Annotated in this window: 19 protein-coding genes and 1 pseudogene; 11 read left to right on the forward strand and 9 right to left on the reverse strand. The window is 59.6% G+C overall.

The window, feature by feature from the left end:
• Positions 1–62: 62 nt before the first annotated feature.
• The 5 genes from HMPREF1219_RS07975 to HMPREF1219_RS07995 all read left to right on the forward strand — a co-directional run bounded on the left by HMPREF1219_RS07975 (position 63) and on the right by HMPREF1219_RS07995 (position 5,281).
• The gene (locus HMPREF1219_RS07975) at positions 63–1,751 is read left to right on the forward strand and encodes an LGFP repeat-containing protein (protein ID WP_016458391.1); all 1,689 of its coding nucleotides are present in this window, start codon (positions 63–65) and stop codon (positions 1,749–1,751) included.
• Complete coding sequence (locus tag HMPREF1219_RS07980) at positions 1,745–2,725, forward strand: pentapeptide repeat-containing protein (RefSeq protein WP_016458392.1); 981 nt, start codon at positions 1,745–1,747, stop codon at positions 2,723–2,725. Before HMPREF1219_RS07975 ends, HMPREF1219_RS07980 begins: the two co-directional genes overlap by 7 nt.
• Positions 2,726–2,882: 157 nt before the next feature.
• Positions 2,883–3,665 carry a MetQ/NlpA family ABC transporter substrate-binding protein gene (locus HMPREF1219_RS07985; protein WP_051120555.1) on the forward strand — a complete coding sequence of 261 codons (783 nt, stop codon included), beginning with the start codon at positions 2,883–2,885 and terminating at the stop codon, positions 3,663–3,665.
• 3 nt (positions 3,666–3,668) lie between these two features.
• Positions 3,669–4,634, forward strand: coding sequence for a methionine ABC transporter ATP-binding protein (locus HMPREF1219_RS07990; protein WP_016458394.1), 966 nt, complete (start codon positions 3,669–3,671; stop codon positions 4,632–4,634).
• The gene (locus HMPREF1219_RS07995) at positions 4,631–5,281 is read left to right on the forward strand and encodes a methionine ABC transporter permease (RefSeq protein ID WP_016458395.1); all 651 of its coding nucleotides are present in this window, start codon (positions 4,631–4,633) and stop codon (positions 5,279–5,281) included. Before HMPREF1219_RS07990 ends, HMPREF1219_RS07995 begins: the two co-directional genes overlap by 4 nt.
• Positions 5,282–5,495: 214 nt before the next feature.
• Here the strand turns inward: HMPREF1219_RS07995 and HMPREF1219_RS08000 are convergent, their stop codons facing one another.
• On the reverse strand, positions 5,496–6,887 hold the full coding sequence (locus HMPREF1219_RS08000; protein WP_016458396.1) for a sodium:proton antiporter: 1,392 nt from the start codon (positions 6,885–6,887) through the stop codon (positions 5,496–5,498).
• A 221-nt stretch (positions 6,888–7,108) separates the two neighbouring features.
• Here HMPREF1219_RS08000 and HMPREF1219_RS08005 point away from each other — a divergent pair, with 221 nt between their 5' ends.
• The gene (locus HMPREF1219_RS08005; protein ID WP_016458397.1) at positions 7,109–8,584 is read left to right on the forward strand and encodes an ATP-binding protein; all 1,476 of its coding nucleotides are present in this window, start codon (positions 7,109–7,111) and stop codon (positions 8,582–8,584) included.
• 275 nt (positions 8,585–8,859) lie between these two features.
• Here HMPREF1219_RS08005 and HMPREF1219_RS08010 read toward each other — a convergent pair whose 3' ends face one another.
• Together HMPREF1219_RS08010 and serS are read right to left on the reverse strand one after the other, a co-directional pair.
• The gene (locus HMPREF1219_RS08010; protein WP_016458398.1) at positions 8,860–9,633 is read right to left on the reverse strand and encodes an HAD family hydrolase; all 774 of its coding nucleotides are present in this window, start codon (positions 9,631–9,633) and stop codon (positions 8,860–8,862) included.
• Entirely contained in the window at positions 9,630–10,886 is a 1,257-nt protein-coding gene (serS, locus tag HMPREF1219_RS08015) for a serine--tRNA ligase (protein ID WP_016458399.1), read from the reverse strand. The genes HMPREF1219_RS08010 and serS overlap by 4 nt, the downstream gene beginning before the upstream one ends.
• Before the next feature lie 40 nt (positions 10,887–10,926).
• Here serS and HMPREF1219_RS08020 point away from each other — a divergent pair, with 40 nt between their 5' ends.
• Genes HMPREF1219_RS08020 through HMPREF1219_RS08030 form a run of 3 tightly spaced genes read left to right on the forward strand, consistent with a single transcriptional unit; the run spans position 10,927 to position 13,010 of the window.
• On the forward strand, positions 10,927–11,661 hold the full coding sequence (locus HMPREF1219_RS08020; protein ID WP_016458400.1) for a GntR family transcriptional regulator: 735 nt from the start codon (positions 10,927–10,929) through the stop codon (positions 11,659–11,661).
• Positions 11,662–11,673: 12 nt separating this feature from the next.
• Positions 11,674–12,666: a septum formation family protein gene (locus HMPREF1219_RS08025; protein ID WP_016458401.1), complete on the forward strand. Its 993-nt coding sequence runs from the start codon at positions 11,674–11,676 to the stop codon at positions 12,664–12,666.
• Positions 12,663–13,010 (forward strand): metallopeptidase family protein, encoded by a 348-nt coding sequence (locus tag HMPREF1219_RS08030; protein ID WP_040427472.1) that lies wholly within the window; start codon positions 12,663–12,665, stop codon positions 13,008–13,010. The genes HMPREF1219_RS08025 and HMPREF1219_RS08030 overlap by 4 nt, the downstream gene beginning before the upstream one ends.
• 67 nt (positions 13,011–13,077) lie before the next feature.
• Here the strand turns inward: HMPREF1219_RS08030 and HMPREF1219_RS08035 are convergent, their stop codons facing one another.
• From HMPREF1219_RS08035 to pheA, 3 genes are all read right to left on the reverse strand, one after another.
• A complete protein-coding gene (locus HMPREF1219_RS08035; protein ID WP_156823270.1) occupies positions 13,078–14,157 on the reverse strand; it encodes a hypothetical protein in 1,080 nt (359 codons plus the stop codon).
• 257 nt (positions 14,158–14,414) lie between these two features.
• Positions 14,415–14,978 (reverse strand): histidine phosphatase family protein, encoded by a 564-nt coding sequence (locus tag HMPREF1219_RS08040; RefSeq protein ID WP_016458404.1) that lies wholly within the window; start codon positions 14,976–14,978, stop codon positions 14,415–14,417.
• Between the two features lie 19 nt (positions 14,979–14,997).
• Entirely contained in the window at positions 14,998–15,807 is an 810-nt protein-coding gene (pheA, locus tag HMPREF1219_RS08045; protein WP_016458405.1) for a prephenate dehydratase, read from the reverse strand.
• Between the two features lie 18 nt (positions 15,808–15,825).
• Between pheA and HMPREF1219_RS08050 the strand changes: the two genes are divergently transcribed.
• Positions 15,826–16,989, forward strand: a complete 1,164-nt coding sequence (locus HMPREF1219_RS08050; RefSeq protein WP_245554432.1) for an amidase family protein — start codon at positions 15,826–15,828, stop codon at positions 16,987–16,989.
• A gap of 11 nt (positions 16,990–17,000) precedes the next feature.
• A complete protein-coding gene (locus tag HMPREF1219_RS08055; protein ID WP_016458407.1) occupies positions 17,001–18,266 on the forward strand; it encodes an LCP family protein in 1,266 nt (421 codons plus the stop codon).
• On the opposite strand, the pseudogene HMPREF1219_RS08060 reads toward HMPREF1219_RS08055, so the two are convergent.
• The 3 genes and pseudogenes from HMPREF1219_RS08060 to HMPREF1219_RS13240 form a co-directional block, all read right to left on the reverse strand.
• Positions 18,263–18,972, reverse strand: a pseudogene (locus HMPREF1219_RS08060) (type 1 glutamine amidotransferase domain-containing protein). The gene HMPREF1219_RS08055 and the pseudogene HMPREF1219_RS08060 overlap by 4 nt on opposite strands.
• A gap of 65 nt (positions 18,973–19,037) precedes the next feature.
• The gene (locus HMPREF1219_RS08065) at positions 19,038–20,036 is read right to left on the reverse strand and encodes an esterase/lipase family protein (RefSeq protein WP_245554433.1); all 999 of its coding nucleotides are present in this window, start codon (positions 20,034–20,036) and stop codon (positions 19,038–19,040) included.
• Positions 20,037–20,193: 157 nt separating this feature from the next.
• Positions 20,194–20,676, reverse strand: coding sequence for an esterase/lipase family protein (locus tag HMPREF1219_RS13240; protein ID WP_016458411.1), 483 nt, complete (start codon positions 20,674–20,676; stop codon positions 20,194–20,196).
• Positions 20,677–20,821: the final 145 nt, after the last annotated feature.

Consider the following 20,821-nt stretch of genomic DNA (forward strand, 5'->3'; position numbering starts at 1 on the left):
TACCTGTGCGACTCTATTTACATGCCTGTAAACCCCAGCGTCATCCCGAGCTACAGGGATCGATGAATATTTCACTTCCACTTTCAGTTCTATTTTTGGTGGTTTTGTTGTGTTTGGTTTTTCCTGTTGGGGGGTTTGCTGCGGAGTTGGTGGGGTCTGGGGAGGTGGGGGGTAGTGATTATGTTGTGGATCGGTTTGATCCGTCGGGGGATGAGTTGTTGGATGAGTATGTTACCTCTCACCCGGATGTGGAGTTGGAGTATGCACGGCAGACTGCGGTGACACCGGCCAGTGTGTATTCGGTACGGGACGGCGGCTGCGATTTTTTTGCTGAAACTAAAAAAACCGTGTGTGGGGCAATTCTGGCGCATTATAACGCTATCGGGGGACGAGGTTCGTGGCTTGGTCTGCCACTAAGTGATGAGTTGACCAATCCGGACGGGGTGGGAAAACGCACGGAGTTTGTAGCAGGGTTTATCTACTGGCACCCGCGTACCGGGGCGCATGCTGTCACCCGTGATGGGATGCGTCAGTGGGGAACCCTCGGGTGGGAATCAGGAGCGCTTGGGTATCCAATATCGGAACCGCAGGATACGGGGGTTCCTGCGACGCAGTATCAGCAGTTTGAGGGTGGGGATAATTACTATAATCCGCTGTTTGGTGGTGCTGTGTGGGGAGATATTAAGGCCAAATATGATGCGATGGGTGGGTCGCATCACCCTATTGGTGTGCCGATGACTAATGAGCAGGGTGCGGGGACGGGGTTTCGGTTTAATAATTTTTCCAATGGCACGATTTCGTGGCGGGAGGTTGATAGGCAGACGAGGTTTATGTTTCTTGCCTCTCAGCGTGTGTGGCAGGCTTTAGGAAGAGAGGAGGGTAGTTTGGGTTTTCCTGTCAGTGATGAGGTGGCGGAAATTCCTGGTGTGTTTCATTATGTTCCGTTCACAGGGGGAATGATTGCGTGGAACAATGTGCTTGGTGCGAGGGAGTTAACTGGCCAGGCGTACGCGTACTGGCACAGTGTTCGGAATACGGCAGAGGACCTCGGCTATCCTCTACCTTCAACAACACCCCTCGAAGACAGCTACGAACAAGACTTCACCAAAGGGGTCATACTCGGAATGAGTCAAGGAATCGGAGTAGTCAAAGGCACCATGGAAACCAACCGATCATTTTATTCCAATGATTCTGTTGAAAGTGACACTCCAACACGGATGAGCGCTTTACCTCCTCTTACCAGCGCGGTCATCGTATACATAGAGCCAACAATGAAAGCAGGGGGACCCGCGTTAGGTAATTTCATAGTTCGCAGAGGTTTCTATACTAGAAAGGAGGGAAAGGAAATCGGCTGGGGTGCCGAGAAAATGAAGCACAAACACAATATGAAAAATCACCGCATGTTACGTGCGGTGTACAAGTACAACCCCGAATACCGAATTGGCGTGACTGAGCCCGGAAATAAGAAGTATAAAGGGCGGGTTGATTTTCTCAAGTGTGGAGGATTTTCTGTTGATGTTGTACCGAGTTGCGAAAAAGCAGAGAAGGAACAATATATAACTTTAATTTACCACATAAGGTTAAACTTAACTTACAAGAACGCACCTTCACAAATGCCTGGCGATACTCACGAAGTAGGTGCTGTCACTGCTTGGTGCGAAGATGAGAATAAGACAGGCAATGGAGAACCACAGCGATCCCAGTGCCCAGATTATGTTAATGACTTTAAGAAATTAGGCGACCTGTGGTAGAAACCAACGACTATTTCAAAGCCCTCTCATCCTCTACCTGTCAGGACCAACGTTACGGAGTCGACGGCCTGCTTAGCCTGCTTGACCGGTACGTCAGCGGCAATGCTTACGAACGGGCCCAACATATCGTTACCACCCTCACATTGTTTGCCCACTCAAATCTGGGGTGCCCTCGTAACAGGAAGCTTTCAAACACACGCCAATGGCGGCTGGCGGTTCGAGCCGGGGTAGAAGCGGAATATAATTTCGATCGTCTTTTCCACGAATGCAACTGGGATCCCGTTTCCGCAGCTATACAGGGTATTGCAGAGCGAATTACCCAATCGCTATTCTTCACTCAACCAGCTCTCCAATTGCTCGTCCCGCGCTACAACGTGTTGCTATCGGATTGCCCCATGCGCGTCAGATTTGCATACACCCGTTTGCCACACATCAAACTAGAACAGGTCAGTCTCAATGACATTTCGTTTCTGTGCAGTGTACTGAACAGGTCCACGTTCGTTGATATCACAGCAAGACGGGCTATTTTCCATAAAGCGAACTGCCATCACGGTCTGTTTAACGGCGATTTCCAGCGTAGCCACTTCATCGCCGCATTCATGCCTTACTCCAGGTTCAACGGTGATTTCTACCGCGCACATTTTGATATCGCGGATCTATCCCACTCCGATTTCTCCGGTAGCGATCTACTTTTTGCTAACTTCACTCGGACCGATCTCCAGGGAGCCAACTTGCGTGGTTGTCGGGTTCACTCCCATGCTTTCTCACGAGCGAACGTGGACGAGACCACCATTTTCCCTGATGGGACAACGATCGCCTCCCACGGTCTAGATTACATCAACCAGAGATGGCCGGGAACCGTTTTGTCACACAAGGAATCGAGCCCGATCGACAAGTTCACCCACTTTGGTGGAGCAATCATCCACGGGGAGGACTTCGGAAACAACCTGACAACGCTTACCCCTTGGTACTAAAAGACATTCACAACAATAAGAAAGGTCACCACCGGAAAAACTCATACCCCTTTCCTGTTCTAATCCGATAGACCTGGTAGTCTTTCCAATCTAGACCGATTAGTACACGGAGAAGTTAGTAGTGAAGAAGATCATCGCGCTCGCCAGCGCCGTAGCCATGAGCTTTGGGCTCGCTTCGTGCGCCGGTAACACCGAAACAGACGGCAAGACCATTACGGTTGGTACCTCGCCGGGGCCGTACTCGGTCCTGTTTAAGGACGGCATTGAGCCCATCCTTAAAGAGGACGGTTACGAGGTGAAATACACCGACTTCTCCGATCTGATGCAAGCTAATACCGCACTGGCTGAGGGATCTGTGGACCTCAACGTTGACCAGCACTCCGCCTACACCAGGGTTTTTAACGAGGAAAAGGGCGCAGACCTAGTCAACTTCACCGACATCCCCACCGTCCCGGCGGGCCTATACTCGGAGCGCCACGCGTCACTCGATGAGGTAGCAGACGGCCAGTCCGTAGCCATCCCAATCGATGCGTCGAACTTGTCGCGCGCGCTCAACCTGCTCAAGGACGCCGGGTGGATCACGCTCAAGCCGGAGGCTAACCCGGCCCTTCTCACGGTGCAAGACGTCGCGGATAACCCGCACAACCTTGATTTCAAGCCGATGGATTCGGCGGGCATCCCGCGCGTGCTGCCGGACGTGGACTGGGGCGTCATTCCCGGCTCCATGAGCTACGCCTCCAAGGTTGACCCCAAGCTGCAGCTTTTCCAGGAAAACCTGCGCCCCGAGCTCATCCTCAACGCCACGACCACCGAGGACAAGGTCAACGAGGAGTGGGTTAACGCCGTGGAGGAGGCCTACCGCGACCCCGAGTTCTTGCAGTCCGTGGAGGACCAGAACGTTAACGACTACTGGTTCATCCCTGATTCACTCAGAGGCTAGGCCATGGCTGTAGAGTTCGATCACGTCTCACGGCAGTTCGACGGCGTCACCGCGCTGGATAACGTCACCTTCAGCGTTCCCGATGGCTCCATCGTCGGCGTTGTGGGGACCTCGGGCGCCGGAAAGTCCACGCTTTTACGTACCGTCAATGGGCTGGAAAAGCCAACTGGCGGCACGGTCACCACCCTGGGGGTTGATCCGGCAACGCTCGATCACAAGGGCCTGCGCGACCTGCGCAGAGAAGTGGGGATGATTTTCCAGCAGCACAACTTGCTCGGTTCAAAGACCGTCGCAGAGAATGTGGGGATGCCCCTCACGCTGGCGGGAATCCGCGATCGACGGCGAGTCACCGACGCGTTTGAGCTTGTGGGGCTCAACCACCGCGCTGACGCAAAGCCCGCCCAGCTCTCCGGCGGCCAGCGGCAGCGCGTGGGCATCGCCCGTGCGCTTGTCACCCGTCCACGTTTATTGCTTTGCGACGAGCCGACCTCCGCGCTCGACCCCATGACCACCGGCCAGATCTTGGAGCTCCTTACCCGCATTAATGAGAAGCTGGGGATCACCATCCTTATTATCACCCACCAGATGAACGTCATCGCCCGCATCGCCGATGAGGTCGCCGTGCTCGAACACGGCCACCTCATTGAGCACGGCCCGGTGGAGGATGTGTTTTCCAGCCCTCAGCAGGAGCTCACCCGCAAGTTTGTGGCCACCACGGTGCCGCGAGCAGAGGCTGACAGCGATACCGAGCGGCTCATCCGTGTACACCACCGCGACGGCGCGGCGCGATCGCTATTTGAGGAGCTCGCTCACCTCGGTGTGCGTGCCTCACTTTTGCAGTCAAACGACCTGCCACTGCGCAGCACCACCGTGGGCTCCATGCTCATCGGGCTGGACAATCCGGGAGCTGACCAGGCAATCGGCCTTATTTCACATACCGACGGACTCTCAGTGGAGGTTATCCGATGAGCCGCGTGACCCCAGAAATGTACCTCAACGCCGGGGCAGAAACCGCCTACATGGTGGGAATCGCCCTAGCCATTGGCGCTCTCATCGGTATCCCGCTGGCGCTTTTAATGGTGATCACCCGGCCCGGCGGGCTGCGCCCGCAGCCTGCCATTTACCAGGTGGTCAACGTGGTGGTGAACATCCTGCGCTCGCTCCCGTTCGTCATCCTCATGGTGGCCATTGTGCCGCTGACGAGGCTCATCACAGGTACCTCCATTGGAACCACAGCAGCACTGGTGCCACTGACCATCTACATCGCTCCGTTTGTTGCCAGGCTCATCGAGCAATCCTTGCTTGAGGTGAGCCCCGGCATCCTCGAGGCTGCAGATTCCATGGGGGCAACCTTGTGGCAGACCATCCGCTACTTCCTCCTGCCGGAAGCCAAGGCGTCCATCATCTTGGCGCTCACCACCGCCACCGTGGGACTCATCTCCGCCACGGCGATGGCCGGGTACGTCGGCGGTGGCGGCGTGGGTGACCTGGCGTTGAGCTACGGCTACCAGCAGTTTGATACCGTCGCAATGGTGATAACCGTCATCATTCTCATCGTGGTGGTGCAGGGAATCCAGTCACTTGGCAACTACCTGTCCCGCCGCGCGCGAGACTAAACCACGTTCACCGCGCCTCACGGCGTGAAGAGACACGCTGCGTTCTGCGGTGGTGGATATCCGCAAGGCCGATGGGAGCCACGCTCGTAGTAGCAGCGGAGCACACGCTGTTCCGCGTGGATTCCTCGATGGTGGGCTACCGCCAAAAAACCGCCACGTTCCTCACCGGAACTGTGGCGGTTTTTAGTTTAGGGGTGTTCTTACACTCCCCTGATTATGCTGGTAACGCTTTCTTTCCTGCCCGGAAGTTAAGCGCGGCACGGCCCAGCTCAAACAGAGTGCACACCACGGCGATGGGCGTCATAATCGCTCCGGGGGCAACAAAGAAGCCACACACAGCGACGAGCACCGGCAGCAGGTGGATGCAGGATTTACCGATGTACCCGCCGAAGGACGGCATATCCACACCATCGGATTCAGCGACGGATTTCACCATGAAGTTCGGCCCGTTGCCAATGTAGGTCATGGCACCGAAGAACACGGCACCGAGGCTGATGGCTACAAGGTAGTGCTCGGGAACTCCAGCCACGCGGGGATCGCCCGGCAGCTCTCCCGCGATGGAGAAGAACGTGGCGTACGTCGGCGCGTTGTCCAGGAAGGACGACAGGGAGCCGGTAAGGAAGTAGAAGCTCGCCTCGTTGAGGTGAAGCTTGGGGGCAACCTCGGCGAGGTAGCGAAGCGCCGGAATCATGGTGAGGAAGATGCCGACGAAAACGGCGGCGACCTCGAGAATCGGGGCCCACACGAACTTGTTGAGATCGTAGCGGACTTTATCCGAACCGAACTTGAGGGAGGCGAGTGCTGCAAGCCCCATGATGATCTCGCGGGTGGGAATCCAATCCGTGAGCGTTGCGGTGCCTGACTCGATTGCCTCAGCATTCATCGAGGGAGCAAGAGCAACGGCAACGATGATGATGGCGAAGAAAAGGAAGTTGATCTTGCCGTCGAGGTGGATCGGCTCGGTCTCCGTGCGGTCGCGCTCGGTGTCCTCCTTAGACTCCATCGCGTGAATCTTGCAGTCGAGGCAGTAGTAGCTCACGAGCAGGAGGATGAACACGAATGCCCATTCCTTGAACAGACTGAACGTCCATGTGAACGGCACGCCGCGGAGCATGCCAAGGAACAGCGGCGGATCACCCAGCGGGGTCAACAGACCACCGGCGTTTGCGACGATAAAGATTGTGTAAATAACAGTGTGGGCGACGTGCTTGCGTTCCTCGTTGGTTTTAAGTATCGGCCGGATGAGCAGCATCGCCGCACCCGTGGTGCCGATGAAGGAGGCAATACCGCCACCGATGGCGAGGAAGATGGTGTTGTTACGGGGTGTCGCTTCCACATCGCCACGCAAATAGATTCCACCAGCCACCGTGAACAGACACAGCAACAGCATGATGAAGTTGAAGTATTCGATGGCGGCGCCAACGACGGCTGCGGGCTCCCCGCCGAGGATCATCCACGCGGCGACGGGCACGCCCAGGATGAGTGCGACAATCAGCTGGTTACGGGGTTTATCCCAGAAGCCAGAAAGTGCGGGCACAAGCGGAAAAATGGCGATGCTTAAAAGCATCAATACGAAGGGGATTAGACCCCAGGCTGGAATAGTCACAAGTCACATCCTCACATTGAATCAGAGTTAAAACACTCTTCAGTGTAAACGGGTTGTGGGTGACGCGACACATCAAAAAGTAGCGATTATGTGCCTTTTCGCCCTTTTCCCAGGTCAGACCAACACAACACATACACACCACACAACACTCGCATGTGGTGTGCTTTGTAGAGTGTTGTGTAGAGTGTTGTGTAGAGTGTTGATTTTGGGAAAGGATTGCAGTGGATCAAAGAGAGCTTGATGCACTAGTGAAAAGCCTGCGGCAAATCGGGACAGACACCTCTAGCGTGGAGGTCAAAGCCGCTGCTCGTGGCTTCCCCAAGAAACTGGTCCGCGACATCTCTTCTTTTGCAAATACAGACGGGGGAACTGTGATTCTAGGTCTTGATGAGGAGAATGGATTCGCCTCATCGCCACATTTTGATGCCCGGAGCATTGCAGATGCCCTAGCAACAGTATGCAGGGAGCAACTAGTTCCCAGTGTCACACCCCAGATCGATATCCTGACGTGTGAAGATGCGCCCGTAGTTGTTGGAACGATCGCACCTCTCGACCCACGACTTCGACCATGCTACGTTGCAGCACAGGGAAAATACCGCGGAAGTTTTATTCGCGCACACGATGGAGCGCGGAAGCTGAAGCCGTATGAGATAGACAGGTTGGAAGAGAACCGGACACAGCCATTGTGGGATAGTGAAATCGTTCCTCGGGCAGGGCTGGTGGATCTGGATCCAGAAATTATCCAAGGAATACTACAACGCGAGCGTTTGATCCACGAGCGAATCTTCAAAAGCAAATCTGATGAAGATGCCCTCTTGAGCCTCAACGTTCTTGCACGAGACGATCGCGGAGTACCACGCCCTACAATCGCCGGGCTTTTATGCGCAGGCGCTTTCCCACAGCAGTTCTTTCCACGGCTCAGCGTCACATTTTCCAACTATGTTGGCGATTCAAAGGCGGCAAATGACACTGGTCAGCGATTCATAGACAACCAGAGCTTCGTCGGACCTATTCCCCTACTTGTTTTCGACGCGGTAACCGCCGTTCAGCGCAATATGCGCGTAGGAGGCATGATCGAAGGAGTTTACCGCAAGGATCTTCCTGATTACCCTCCAATTGCAGTACGCGAAGCAATCACAAATGCACTCATGCACAGGGATTATTCTCCCCAAGCTCGAGGTGCACAAGTACAGGTCAACATGTACCCCGATCGATTGGAGATATTCAATCCCGGAGGACTTTACGGCATAGTCACAGAGGATAATCTCGGCCAAGCTGGTATCTCGAGCACCCGGAATCAATACTTATCCCGGATTCTGGAAGTTTGCGAGTATCCGGCCGGTGGTTTTGTCGCAGAAAACCGTGGTAGTGGTTACCAAGAGATACTCAGCCAACTGGAAGCACAGATGCTTCCACCTCCAATCCCCGAGGATTCACTCACCGGTTTCCGCCTCACCTTCAAAATTCGGCAGCCGACTGCCCCTGAAAAGCAAGCGGCAAATGCGCAGAGTAGTAGGCAGAGAATCATTGATTACGCCAGTAAGCATGCAACTTCTTCCAGTCGCGAACTAGCTGCAGCAGCTGGAATCACGCTCAGTGGTGCGCGCCGGATCCTTAAAGACCTCGTTGAAGAAGGCGAACTCGAACGCACCCGACCGCTAAGGAGCCCCAAACAACGGTACCGCCTAGTACGTTAGCTCTTTTCACGGGCGTCTTGGAGAGTCGCGGGCGTCTTGGAGAGTCGCGGGCGTCTTAGAAAGTCGCCCGCGTAACCAACACACTACACAACACACTACAAACACAACACACGCGAGTGTTGTGTGGTGTGTTGTGTAGAGTGCTCACGCTTGCCCTGGTAGAGGTTAATTTTTCTATCATTAGCTTCCTTGGGATCATGCCCCGGCTCCGAGCCGGAGCACAAGAAACACGCCACATAACAGGCACGCGAGGCAGGCGCGCTTCTGCGCGCCTGTTAGAAGCGCCTCCCCAGCACCTCGGCGATGGTGCCCACTTCGTCGGCGGCTTCACGGACTTCCGCGGGGGCGTGAGGCATGGCTACGCCGGTACCAGCCCAGCGAAGCATCTCGATGTCGTTGGGCATGTCGCCAAAGGCGACGACGTCCTCGGGGGCGAAGCCGAGGTCCACAAGCCCGGTGGCCTTGGTGATGCCGGGGTGGGAGACTTCGAGAAGGCCCTCGTCGACGCTGTAGGTGATGTAGCCGAGGTCGGAGGGGATGCGGTCGGCCAGGACCTTAGCCATCTGCGCGGAGCTCATGCCCTCGTGGCGGAGCAGCAGCTTCGTCGCCGGGATGCGGAGGATCTTATCGTCGTCCTCCATGCCCGGCGCGTCCGTGTCCCACGTGGGGGCGTAGTCCGGGGTGACGACGAAGAGTTCGCTCTCCGGGTTGAAGGCGCTGTTGCCGGCGCGCTCCACGGCGATGGTGATGCCGGGGATCGCCTCGCGGGCGGCGCGGACGATGGAGCGCATCGCCTTCGGGTCGAGTGGGTGGACGGCATCCATGCGGTCGTGCTCGGAGTCGTAAATGATGGCACCGTTGGCGCAGATACAGGTGGGACGCAGCGGCAGTTGCTCCAAAACGTCGGAAAGCCAACGAGGGGGACGACCGGTGGCGAGAACCAATCGGTGACCGGAGGCTAAAGCCTCCGTGAGGGCGGAGAGGGTGTCGGCGGGGACGCGCTCGGAGTCGTCGAGAAGCGTGCCGTCGACATCGGTGACGATTATCACTTGGTGATCCTTTCAATACCTCCCATGAACGGACGGAGGGCGGCGGGGATGATGACTGAACCATCGGCCTGCTGGTGATTTTCGAGGATGGCGACGAGCCAGCGGGTGGTGGCGAGCGTGCCGTTCAGGGTGGCGGCGATCTGCGTGCGACCGTCCTCGTCGCGGTAGCGGATCTTCAGGCGGCGGGCCTGGAAGGTGGTGCAGTTCGAGGTGGAGGTGAGCTCGCGGTACGTGTTCTGCGTGGGGATCCAGGCCTCGGTATCGAACTTGCGGGCGGCAGAACTGCCGAGGTCACCGCCAGCGATGTCGATGACACGGTAGGGGACCTCGATGGCGGCGAGCATGTCGCGTTCCATGTTGAGCAGCGCCTGGTGCTGGGCCTCGGCATCCTCGGGCTTGCAGTAGACGAACATTTCCAGCTTGTCGAACTGGTGGACGCGGATGATGCCGCGCGTGTCCTTGCCGTAGGAGCCGGCCTCGCGGCGGAAGCAGGAGCTCCAGCCCGCGTAGTGGAGGGGGCCCTGGGAGAGGTCGATAATCTCGTCGGAGTGGTACCCGGCGAGGGCAACTTCAGAGGTGCCGACCAGGTACTGGTTGTCCTCCTGCAGGTAGTAGATCTCGTCCGAGTGCTGACCCAAGAAACCCGTGCCCTGCATCGTCTCGGGGCGGACGATGACCGGCGTGATCATCAGGGTGAAGCCGTGCTCGATGGCCTTCTGGGCGGCGAGGTTCATCATCGCCAGCTGCAGCTGCGCGCCGAGGCCTTTGAGGAAGTAGAAGCGGCTGCCGGAGACCTTGGCGCCGCGCTCCATGTCTAGGATGCCGAGCCCCTCGGCGATATCGAGGTGGTCCTTAGGCTCGAAATCGAAGGTGGTCTTCTCGCCCACCTCCTCCACAACGACGAAGTCATCCTCGCCGCCGGCGGGCGCGCCCTGGACAACGTTGCCCAGCTGCATTTGGATATCAAAAACGTCCTGCTCGGCCTGCTTCTGCGTGGCCTCGGCCTCCTTGAGCTTGGCCTTGAGCAGGGTGGACTGCTCGATGAGGGCGGGGCGATCCTCCGGGGATGCCTGACCGATCCTCTTGCCAAAGCCGTTTTGCTCCTGTCGCAGCGCGTCCGCGTTCTTAATCGCCTCTCGGCGCGCCTCATCGGCTGCTAACAGCTTGTCTACCAGGGCGGGATCCTCGCCACGGGTGATTTGGGACTGGCGGACAACATCCGGGTTTTCACGGAGGAATTTAAGATCGATCATGCCTACTAGCCTACATGCCTCGTCATAAACGAGAAAGGTTATGACCAGCGGGCCTATACTTGAATTCATGCCCGACAAACCCAAGCACCAACTGCTGCGCGAAAAACTGGAGGAGCTGTGCACCACAGAGCTACAACCAGGCGATATGCTCCCCGGCGAGCGTCAGCTTGAACAGACGTACGGCGTCAGCCGGATCACCGTCCGGCGTGCCATCGGCGACCTCGTTGCCTCCGGGCACCTCGTCCGTGCCCGCGGGAAAGGCACCTTTGTGGCCCCCACACCTCTCACCACACGCTTGAACCTCGCGAGTTTCTCCTCCGAGATGCGCGCCCAGCAGCTCAAGGCCACCTCGCGGATCTTGCACGCCGGCATCGAACCGGCACCGGGCATGGTGGAGGACTTCTTTTCCGCCACCGGCCCCCACGTCCACCTCACCCGCCTGCGGCTCGGCGACGGTCGCCCGTACTGCATCGACGACGCCTGGTACAACGCCACCTTCCTCTGCGATTTGCTTGCCGACGATGTGGAGGCGTCCGTCTACCGGATCCTCGACGCTCGCGGTTTCCCCATCACCGATGCGGAGCAGGCCGTCAACGCCGTGCCCGCCGACGAGGATGTCGCCAGCTCCCTCGAGGTGGAGGTGGGTGAGCCGCTGCTGCGCACCATTCGGTGCGCCCGCTCCGGCACACGGCCGATCGAGTGGTGCTGTTCCCTCTACCGCGCGGACCGCTACACGCTGCGCTCGCACGTCACCCGCAAAGATTCGGACGTGTAAGGTTACGTAACGATGAATGCTTTGCGGAACTCCACGCTCCTGCACACCGCCATCATCGCGGCGCTGGCAGGCGGCGCCCTCATGGGTGGCTACGAGGCCACCCAAAGCGGCGACGAGGAGCACTCGGCGGAAATCACCTCCGCCGCCCCCGCGAGCACGACGAAGGTGAAGCCGGTGAGCTTCACCGCCGCCGGCCCCGGCCAGTGCCTCACGTGGGATGTGACGGAAGACGGCAAGGCCACCAACTTCACCACCGTGGACTGCGCGGAAAACCACCGGTTTGAGATCTCCTCCCGTGAGGACCTCGCCACCTACCCCTCGAGCGAGTTTGGTGCGGACGCACCGGCCCCGGACATCACCCGCCAGGCACAGCTGCGCGAGGAGCTGTGCAAACAGCAAACCATCACCTACCTCGGCGGCAAGTACGACCCCACCGGCGTGTACTCCATCGCCTCCATCCTGCCCCCGGCCGACAACTGGGCCGCCGGCGACCGCACCATGCTGTGCGGCGTGCAAACCACCGACGACGCCGGCAACATCACCGTGAGCAGCGGCAAGGCCCAGAACCAGGACCAGTCCCGCGTGGCGGAGCGCGGCGAGTGCATCGCCATCGACTCGGCCAACGGCAGCCACAAGGTGGACTGCGGCGAGCCCCACTCCTACGAGGTGACGGCCAAGGTCAACCTCGCCGACGTGTTCGATCACCCGCCGACAACCGAGGAGCAAGACGCCCACTTGAAGGATGCCTGCACGAAGGCGGCCCTGGACTACATGGGCGGGGACGATCCTCTATACTTCTCCACCCTAGCCGTGTACTGGACGACGATCCCCACCGCCAGCTGGAACGCGGGCAGCACCTCCGCCAACTGCGGCCTCTTCCACCCCGGTGCCAACGGCTTTGCCACCCTGCAGGGTTCGGCCACCGGAGAATTCACCATCGACGGCCACCCCCCGGAGCAGCGCCCGGAGCGCCGCCCCCTGCGCAACCCACCGGCCGAGCATTGAGCGTGGAGATTTCCGACGAAGAGTTTGAGGAGCTCGTCGACCGCTCCCTCGACCTCGTTCCCACCGAGCTCACCGCTCGCCTGGAAAACACCGTCATCTTGATTGATGATTACAACGAGGACGACCCTACCATCCTCGGCCTGTACGAGGGAGAGGCGCTGACCGAGCAAACGTTTTTCGGTGCGTTTGAACCGAGTCGGATCACCATCTACCGCGAATCCCTCAAGGACTGGTGCGAGAACCGCGAGCAGCTCGAGCAGGAAGTAGCCATCACCGTGGTGCACGAGATCGCCCACCACTTTGGCATCAACGATGCCCGCCTCCACGAGCTGGGGTGGGGCTAGCTAGCACAGAGACTCACTGCCCCACCCAAGGGGCTCACGCCCGCCTACACATGTAGCCTCACAGCAGCTACATAATCTCGCTCACCGAGGCAAGATCGCACACGTCTTCCCAGCATGCTCCCCTCACCTGATTCACCGTCAAGATAGGCTGATCAGGAGACTCCCAGCGATACAGCTCCAGCCTCCCATCTCTTTTGATCCCAAACTTGGGGTCATCCCCCACGGTGTAGGTGGGAACAAAGTCGTTTCTTTCAAATTTTTCCACTTGCCCCATGTATTCAGGCTCGGAAAGATCTCTCCTATCAATGAAAACCCGACCGGACTTATCGATGAATGCACCCTCACCGTGATTAAGCATTACAGTAACCAAAAAATCATCCGGTAACGTAAATTTGTGCTCCGTCACGCGTTCAGTCACCAGCGCGGCTTCTTGGCTGTCTACCCTGACTTCAAAAGACTTCATATGGATCACATTTCCGTCCTTCCGCCCCTCGATGATCTCAAATAGCCCATCGCCGAGATAATTGACGGGTGAAGCAGGAAAATCAACCAAGCCTATGTCATACCCTTGTGGCAACTTCAGTTCTTTTCCGCTACCATCAGGTTCTAGCAGGTAGAATCCTTTCTTTGTCTCTGCTCCAGGTGGAGGGCAATCGTACCCCACAGCGATGGTATGGTCTTCACCTACAGCAACGCGAAACGGCATGAACGGCAGATCGTGTGTAAAAGTCTGCCCCGTATCTTTAAGGATCGCGGCTGTGTAGGAGCACTCTCCCGAATGGGAGGTATTTAAAAGCGCAACGGCATAGGAACCATCCGGTGAGGAACCGTATACATCTGTGTAGTCATACTTGACGTGTTCGTACGTTGCTCTATTAACACCCACTTGTTGCAAGGAATGAGCGAAATAAAGGTACGCGCCGCCCTTAGTAGGCAGAGATACTGGCCACCAACCACCGTCTTCTACCTTGTGATCAATCAACTCTCCCGACGGTGAATACAGGTAGTAACTGTTCTTCACCCACGCAGGGTAAGGCTCAAAAACCGGGCCGTACGCCACGATGAAATTTCCCGTCTTAGACCACTCCTGCGGATCCACGGGTTTTTCATTTCCACTCAACCAAAACACCGACAGCAGCAGTATCACTACGGCCGATGATACAGCTACAAGGTGCCTCCAGCCGACGGACCGTAAGCTCGACTCACTCACGATTACCTCCTATAATATGGCGTCACCTGGTCATCATCGCGAACATCGGTTGGATAAACACCTAGCCCGCCATCCGCATCCACATCTACAGCGCTGCGGCCAAGGCAACAATGTGGATTCTTCTCATTTACCTTTTACTCCCGTCCGCGCGTGACTTCTAGAGTAAAAAAAAATGAAACCAGTGTCAATGGTTTTTATAGCCACACGTCGCGGTTAGTGACCTGCCAGGAGCCGAACTCGCCGGAGCGCTCCAGGCCCACCCACTGACAGTTGGACAGGGGGTTCTTCATCACCTTCACCGGGTCAAGCCCGCAGGCCAGGGCGCAGAAGATACGGATCGCGCAGCCGTGGGACACCACGAGAGTGTTTTCCCCCAACTGCTCGATGGCGGGGAGGTAGCGTGCAAGGAAGCTCTCCCGCGTTTCGCCCCCGGGGATCGGCGTATCAGTGCCGGTGAGCCAGTCAAACACGGCGCGGTGGTAGGTCTCCAGCGCCTCCACATCGTTGCGCATTTCCAGGTGACCAGCGCTGATCTCCTGGATGCCGGCGAGCACCTCGAACTCGCGACCGGCGTGGTGCGCGGTCTCACGGGCACGGCGGGCCGGGGAGGCGAACGTGGTGGTCATGCCCGTCAGCTCCGGGGCCACATCGCGGGCCTGGGCGCGGCCGAGGTCGGTGAGCTCGGCACCGGGCAGCGCGGTATCCAGGCGACTATCAACGTTGGAGGTGGTTTGTCCGTGGCGCAGCAAAATAATCATAACGCCCCCAATTATCCCCTTAAATCTTCTCGCCTGCAGGCCACGAGCCCAACAGCTCCACGTTCAGCGCCTTTGTCTTGAGCGCGGCAAGGGCCGCAGCAACCGGTTCGTCCTCGGCGTGGCCGAGCAGATCGCAGTAGAAAATATAGGTGCCGAGCTGCGTTTTGGTGGGCCGCGATTCGATCCGGGTGAGGTCCACGCTGCGGGAGGCGAACTCCGTCAGCGCCCCCACGAGCGTCCCCGGTTCGTTGGGGAGGGTGAACGCCACCGAGGTCCGGTACGTCGCCCCCGGCACGCGTTCGCGCGGGTGCTTTTCCACGAGCAGAAATCGCGTCCTCGCGCGGGCGTGGTCGGCCACGTCGGTGGCGAGGACAGGAAGGCCACGTGAAAATGCCGCCGGCTGCGGGCAGGCGCACGCGTCGGCTTCGCCCGCCACCACCATGTCCGCCGCGGCCGCGTTGGAACTCGCGGGCACAAACTCGGCCCCCGGCGAGTGCTCTTCCACCCAGTTCTTTACCTGTTGGTAGGCGATGGGGTGGGTGGCGAATCTGCGGGCGGGAAGAGTACCCGCGATGGTGAAGCTGATGGCGAGGTCGACCTCGGCGGTGATGGTCACCCCGGCGTCCACCAGCGCGTCGAAAGTAGCCGTCACGGCCCCATCTACCGAGTTCTCAATGGCGACGACGGCGGCGTCGCTAAGCCCTAAAGCGCACGCCGCGATCGCCTCCGCCGGGGAGGATACAAGGTGGGGAGTAAGCCCGGGGACAAGTGCCCGGGCCGCCTGCTCAGTAAAGGTGCCCTGCGGGCCAAGGAAAGATACCGTGGTCATGCATGTATCTTAATACGGGTGAGGATCGTGCGAGATGGAGTGGATACCCAGGGGCTCACCCCCGAAGAACACGGGTTTGTGTGCACCGATGTCCTCCTGCCTGAGGTCGAGGGCGACCTCACCGGGTGGAACATCCCCGCCAAGGACCTCGCGCCGGTGGAAGGGTTGCCCATGAGTCTCGGGTCCATCCACCGCACCCTCATGCCGGATTCCACCGACCCCGCCATCCGGGCGCTGCGCGCACGCGGGGCGACGATCTACGGCAAGACCCAGACCAGTGAGCTGGGGCTCACTGCCTACTGCGAACCAAACGGAATGCCCGCACCGATGAACCCGCGGTTTCCCGGCGCGACCACGGGCGGTTCTTCCGGTGGCGCGGCCGTGGCGGTGGCCCGGGGGCTTGTGCGTGCCGCCCACGGCACCGACGGTGGTGGCTCCATCCGTGTGCCGGCGGCCGCCTGCGGGGTGTACGGACTCAAGCTTGCACACAACAACCAGGGCGCCGTCCCCACCGGCCACGGTTTCCTCGCCCGTAGCCTTGATGACCTTGAAATCCTCATCGGCGCGCGACACGAATCGGGTCCCACGTCTCGGAGCGTGCGACAGGAAATACCTGCGTCTCGGAGCGTGCGACGAGACCTCCGCGTGGGCTACATCACCGAACCCCTGCATGCCGAGGTGGAGCCGGACCCGCGGGCTATTGATGAGACCGTGCGCGTGGCGCGGGCGCTGGGCGGGCACTTTGTCGCCCGCCCGTACCCCATCAGCCACTTCGACTCCTTTGCCACCGTGTTCGCCTACCGGGCGACGCGCATCCATGGCCCGCTCCAGCCCATTGGCGAGTGGCTGAGGGAAACGGGTCAGGCGGTGACATCGGCGCAGTACGTGCGGGCCGCCGAGGACTTCATGGCCACCGAGCAGATGGTGGACGCGCTCGACGTGGATGTGCTGGTCATGCCGGTGCTGGCCTACGAGCCACCACCCATCGGGTACTTTTCCTCGCTTGCCCCCTGGGATGATTTTGCCGAGCAAACCCGCTGGACTCCCTGGGCGACGCTGGCAAACATGGGTGGTTACCCGGCACTCACACTGCCGATCGGTCTTGGTGTGCAGCTGGTGGGAGTACACGCGACTGCGGAGGATCTCCTACTTCTTGCGCGCGGCGTAGCGCCGACACCCTAGAATGGGAAGCTATGAGTGAATACGCCACTGACCGCAACGGGAAGGTGATTAGGGACCGCTACGGCAGGCCCGTTCCCAAAAGGACTCGGGTCTCCCGTGATGACCTGCGCCCAGCAGCAGCGGATGGCGATCATTCTGGCCTAGCCGAGCGTGTGCAGAGGCGCAACGAGCCGGTGTCACAGGCACCCGCGGGGCGGGTACCTGCCAACCAATCTCCTGACCAGGCACCCGCACAGCGGGTGCCCGCACAGCGGGCACCGATAGAACGACGGCCCATCAACAACCGCGTCGAGCGAGTACCACGCCAGATTCCTAGCGGACGGGAGTCACGGATTCCGAGCCGCGCCAACCGCCCGGCGCGCAGGCGCGCCCAGCGGTCAAACGGGGGCTGCGCCAAGCCACTGGCGATCTTCCTCACTGTGCTGCTCGTAGTCCTCGTCGGCGGTGGCGTGTGGGCGGATCGGTCACTCACACGCATCGATGCCTTCCCGCCCAAGCACATCGCGGACACGGCGGGCACCAACTGGCTGCTGGTGGGCAGCGATTCCCGCGAGGGGCTCACCCAAAAGCAGAAGGACGAGCTCATGACCGGCGACGACGAGGGCGGCTCCCGCACCGACACGATCATGGTGCTGCACCTGCCTATGGGCGGCAAGCCCACGCTCATGTCTATCCCGCGCGACAGCTACGTGCCCATCCCCGGCTACGGCAACAACAAGATCAACGCGGCGTTTGCTATCGGCGGATCACAGCTGCTCACGCAGACGGTAGAGCAAAACACCGGACTCAAGATCGACCACTACGCCGAGGTCGGCTTCGCCGGCCTGGCCAACATTGTGGAGGCCGTTGGTGGCGTGACGCTGTGCACCGAGGAGCCGATCTACGACGATGTCATCAGCTTCTACATGGAGCCTGGCTGCCAGAAGTTCGACGGCGCGCAGGCCCTCAAATTCACGCGGTCACGCGCGACCGCGCTCGGCGATATTGACCGCGTGGCCAGGCAACGCCAATTCCTCGGTGTGTTGCTCGATACGATGACGAGCCCCGCAACGCTAGCGAACCCGCTCAAGATTGTGCCGCTTGTGCGCCACGTCGCGGGCTCCTTCACCGTGGACAACAGCGATCACATCTGGCACCTGGCACGCGTGGCGCTGGCGATGCGCTCGGGCATCAACGAGCAGACCATCCCCGTGGCGAGCTTCGCCGATACGGAGGTCGGCTCCGTGGTGATCTGGGACCAGGATGCGGCCACCAAGCTGTTTAACTCGCTGAACTAGCCCAGTACCTCAACCACTTTGTGCGCGGTGGCGCGCGCCGAACCCGGGTTTTGCCCTGTGACCAGGCGGCCGGAGACCTCAGTGTGCGGCGCGAAAGGGAGGAGCCCCTTGCGGGAGGTGGCGCCACGCTCGCGCATGGATTGCTCCACGTTGTAGGGAACAAGATCGGCAACCCCTGCGAGAACCTCTTCGGCCCAGGAGAAGCCTGTGAGCACCTGACCACGGACGAGGTCGGTTTCCAACAGCGCACAGTAGCCGTGGCACACGGAGGCGACCACGCCGCCTGCGTCAAAAATACCGCGCGCGAGGGCTTTGAGCTCCTCCGAACCGGGGAAATCGTACATGGCCCCGTGTCCACCGGTGAAGAAGATCGCCTCGTAATCGCCCGCGTCGACGGAGGATGCGGGGGCGACGGAATCGAGAAGCGCCATCTTAGCGGGGTCCTTGTACCACGCACGGGTCGACGCATCGAAGTTGGGGAAGCGGATGGAGCGCGGATCGATGGGTGCCATGCCGCCGTTGGGGCTCACAATCGTCTGCTCGAAGCCGACGTTAAAAACACGTCCCACGAGTGGGACAACTCCCCCAGCCACAGGCCCGTCGGATGATCTGGGTGATCGAGGTAGTGGTCAACATCGGTGACCACCTGGAGGATCCGGCGGGCCTTGAATTCATGCTTATTGTGGGTGCAGCGAATGGACGGCATAGGGGCTCCTTGCTGTGCGGCTCCCTCCAATTGTGCAACACCAGGGCACGAAACGCAGGGCGAAGCTACAGGGAACCCTCAAGCGCCTTGACGGTGAGATCAATAACCTCGTTATAGTAAGCCATGTTGTTGTGGTCGGTGATAAGGCTTGGGTAGTAATCCTGCACCGTCACGTTGGTGACACCGGGCTCATCAACAAACGAGTTGGTGTACGGGGTCACCGTCATATCCGTATTCGAGGCGATAAACGTGTACTTAATGCCGGGGCGGGTGACCGGGCCATGACCGTACACCTCATTCATGAGGTCGGAGCCCACAATCTGCTGCTGGGAGGAGTAGCCCACGACAAAGCCCACCAGATCGTGGGCGAACTTGTTAGCGTTGAACATGCCAGCCACGGTGGTGCCGTGGTTGCACGGTGCCATACCCACGAGCTGGTCCACCTTCTTATCCCCGCCGAGCTTGGTGAGGTAGTACATCGGCAGCACTCCGCCGCCCTGCGAGTGTCCCACGAGCGTCACCTTCTCGGCCCCGGTTTGTTCCAACACACGATCGACCACGAGCCCCAGCGCCCGAGCGGAATCGCGAATATCACCGGCGAATGCCGTGCCGGGGATGGGGCCCGGGTTGTGGTTGAAGCCGTACACGCAGTAGCCCTGCGCCCTGAGGGCTGGAACGAGCTTGGAGTAATCGTCGTACACGTTCATCACGGTGGCTGGGATGAGAACAATCGGGTTCTTGTCCGAGGTGCAGGAGAAATCATTGAGCCCTGCGGGCTTTTGTCCCTGGTAGCCCACGGCCGATTTGGCAAACGCTGTGTAAAAATCGTTTTCCGGGCCGACCTCAGGGCCGGTGGGGAAGCCCCACTGGGTAAACGGCGCAGCGGAACCGGGCAGCGGGCCCGTGTAGTCACCGTGATCGACCTGCTCGCCGGCGACGGGTGCCGAGGCGAGAGGCAGGTCGGAGGATAGGCTCGCGGACAGAGCATCGTCCGCCGTGGCGGGGATGGTGCTGCAGGTGAATGCCACGGCCGCCGTGGCTGCGATTGTTACGAGTTTCTTCATCAACTTCATGTGTATGTGCATCCTACTTCAAGATCTTATTGTTAAGCGTCGTGTGGCGCTTGAATTATCATGGCACCAGCGATGACAGGCGCGGCCGGAGACAAAGAAAGCGTGGGCCCGGCTGGGCCAACGCTTGACGGCGCTATCACCACACACTCTACAGCTTATGGTTGAGAGCCTTCTTGGCGAGGTCGATGACCTGCTCGTAGTAGGTCATGTTGTTGTGGTCGGTGACAAGACCCGGGTGGTGATCCTGGGCCGTCACGTTCACCACGCCGGGCTCGTCCACAAACGAGTTGGTGTACGGGGTCACCGTCTTATCCATTTCTGACGCGATGAACGTGTACTTCACGCCGGGGCGGGGCACGGGGCCGGATTTGTACACCTCGTTGACCAGCTCCGAGCCCACGATCTGCTGCTGGGAGGCGGTACCGGCAACGAAGCCGACGATGCCGCTCGCCGCCGCGGAGGCGTCGAACATGCCACCGACGGTGGTGCCGTTGTTGGAGGGGGCAAACCCCACGAGGTGATCCACCTTCTTACCCCCGCCGAGCTCGGTGATGTAGTAGATCGGCAGGATGCCGCCGCACTGCGAGTGGCCGACGATGGTGACCTTCTCGGCCCCGGTGTGGGCCAGCACACGATCGACGACGAGCCCCAGCGCCCGGGCGGAATCGCGGATATCGCCCGCGAATTGGGTGGCGGGGATGGTGCCCCGTACACGCAGTAGCTCTCCTCCATGAGTACCGGTGTCATCTTGGAGAAGTCACTGTACACGTTCGTGG

Source organism: Corynebacterium pyruviciproducens ATCC BAA-1742 (genome assembly GCF_000411375.1).
Taxonomy (GTDB): Bacteria; Actinomycetota; Actinomycetes; order Mycobacteriales; family Mycobacteriaceae; genus Corynebacterium; species Corynebacterium pyruviciproducens.

Coding starts and splice junctions, on each gene's coding strand:
- pheA (WP_016458405.1), bottom strand. CDS start 15,807: ATGACCACGGTATCTTTCCTTGGCCCGCAGGGCACCTTTACTGAGCAG.
- HMPREF1219_RS07985 (WP_051120555.1), top strand. CDS start 2,883: ATGAGCTTTGGGCTCGCTTCGTGCGCCGGTAACACCGAAACAGACGGC.
- HMPREF1219_RS08020 (WP_016458400.1), top strand. CDS start 10,927: ATGACCAGCGGGCCTATACTTGAATTCATGCCCGACAAACCCAAGCAC.
- HMPREF1219_RS07995 (WP_016458395.1), top strand. CDS start 4,631: ATGAGCCGCGTGACCCCAGAAATGTACCTCAACGCCGGGGCAGAAACC.
- HMPREF1219_RS07975 (WP_016458391.1), top strand. CDS start 63: ATGAATATTTCACTTCCACTTTCAGTTCTATTTTTGGTGGTTTTGTTG.
- HMPREF1219_RS08055 (WP_016458407.1), top strand. CDS start 17,001: ATGAGTGAATACGCCACTGACCGCAACGGGAAGGTGATTAGGGACCGC.
- HMPREF1219_RS08040 (WP_016458404.1), bottom strand. CDS start 14,978: ATGATTATTTTGCTGCGCCACGGACAAACCACCTCCAACGTTGATAGT.
- serS (WP_016458399.1), bottom strand. CDS start 10,886: ATGATCGATCTTAAATTCCTCCGTGAAAACCCGGATGTTGTCCGCCAG.
- HMPREF1219_RS08065 (WP_245554433.1), bottom strand. CDS start 20,036: ATGAAGAAACTCGTAACAATCGCAGCCACGGCGGCCGTGGCATTCACC.
- HMPREF1219_RS07990 (WP_016458394.1), top strand. CDS start 3,669: ATGGCTGTAGAGTTCGATCACGTCTCACGGCAGTTCGACGGCGTCACC.
- HMPREF1219_RS08025 (WP_016458401.1), top strand. CDS start 11,674: ATGAATGCTTTGCGGAACTCCACGCTCCTGCACACCGCCATCATCGCG.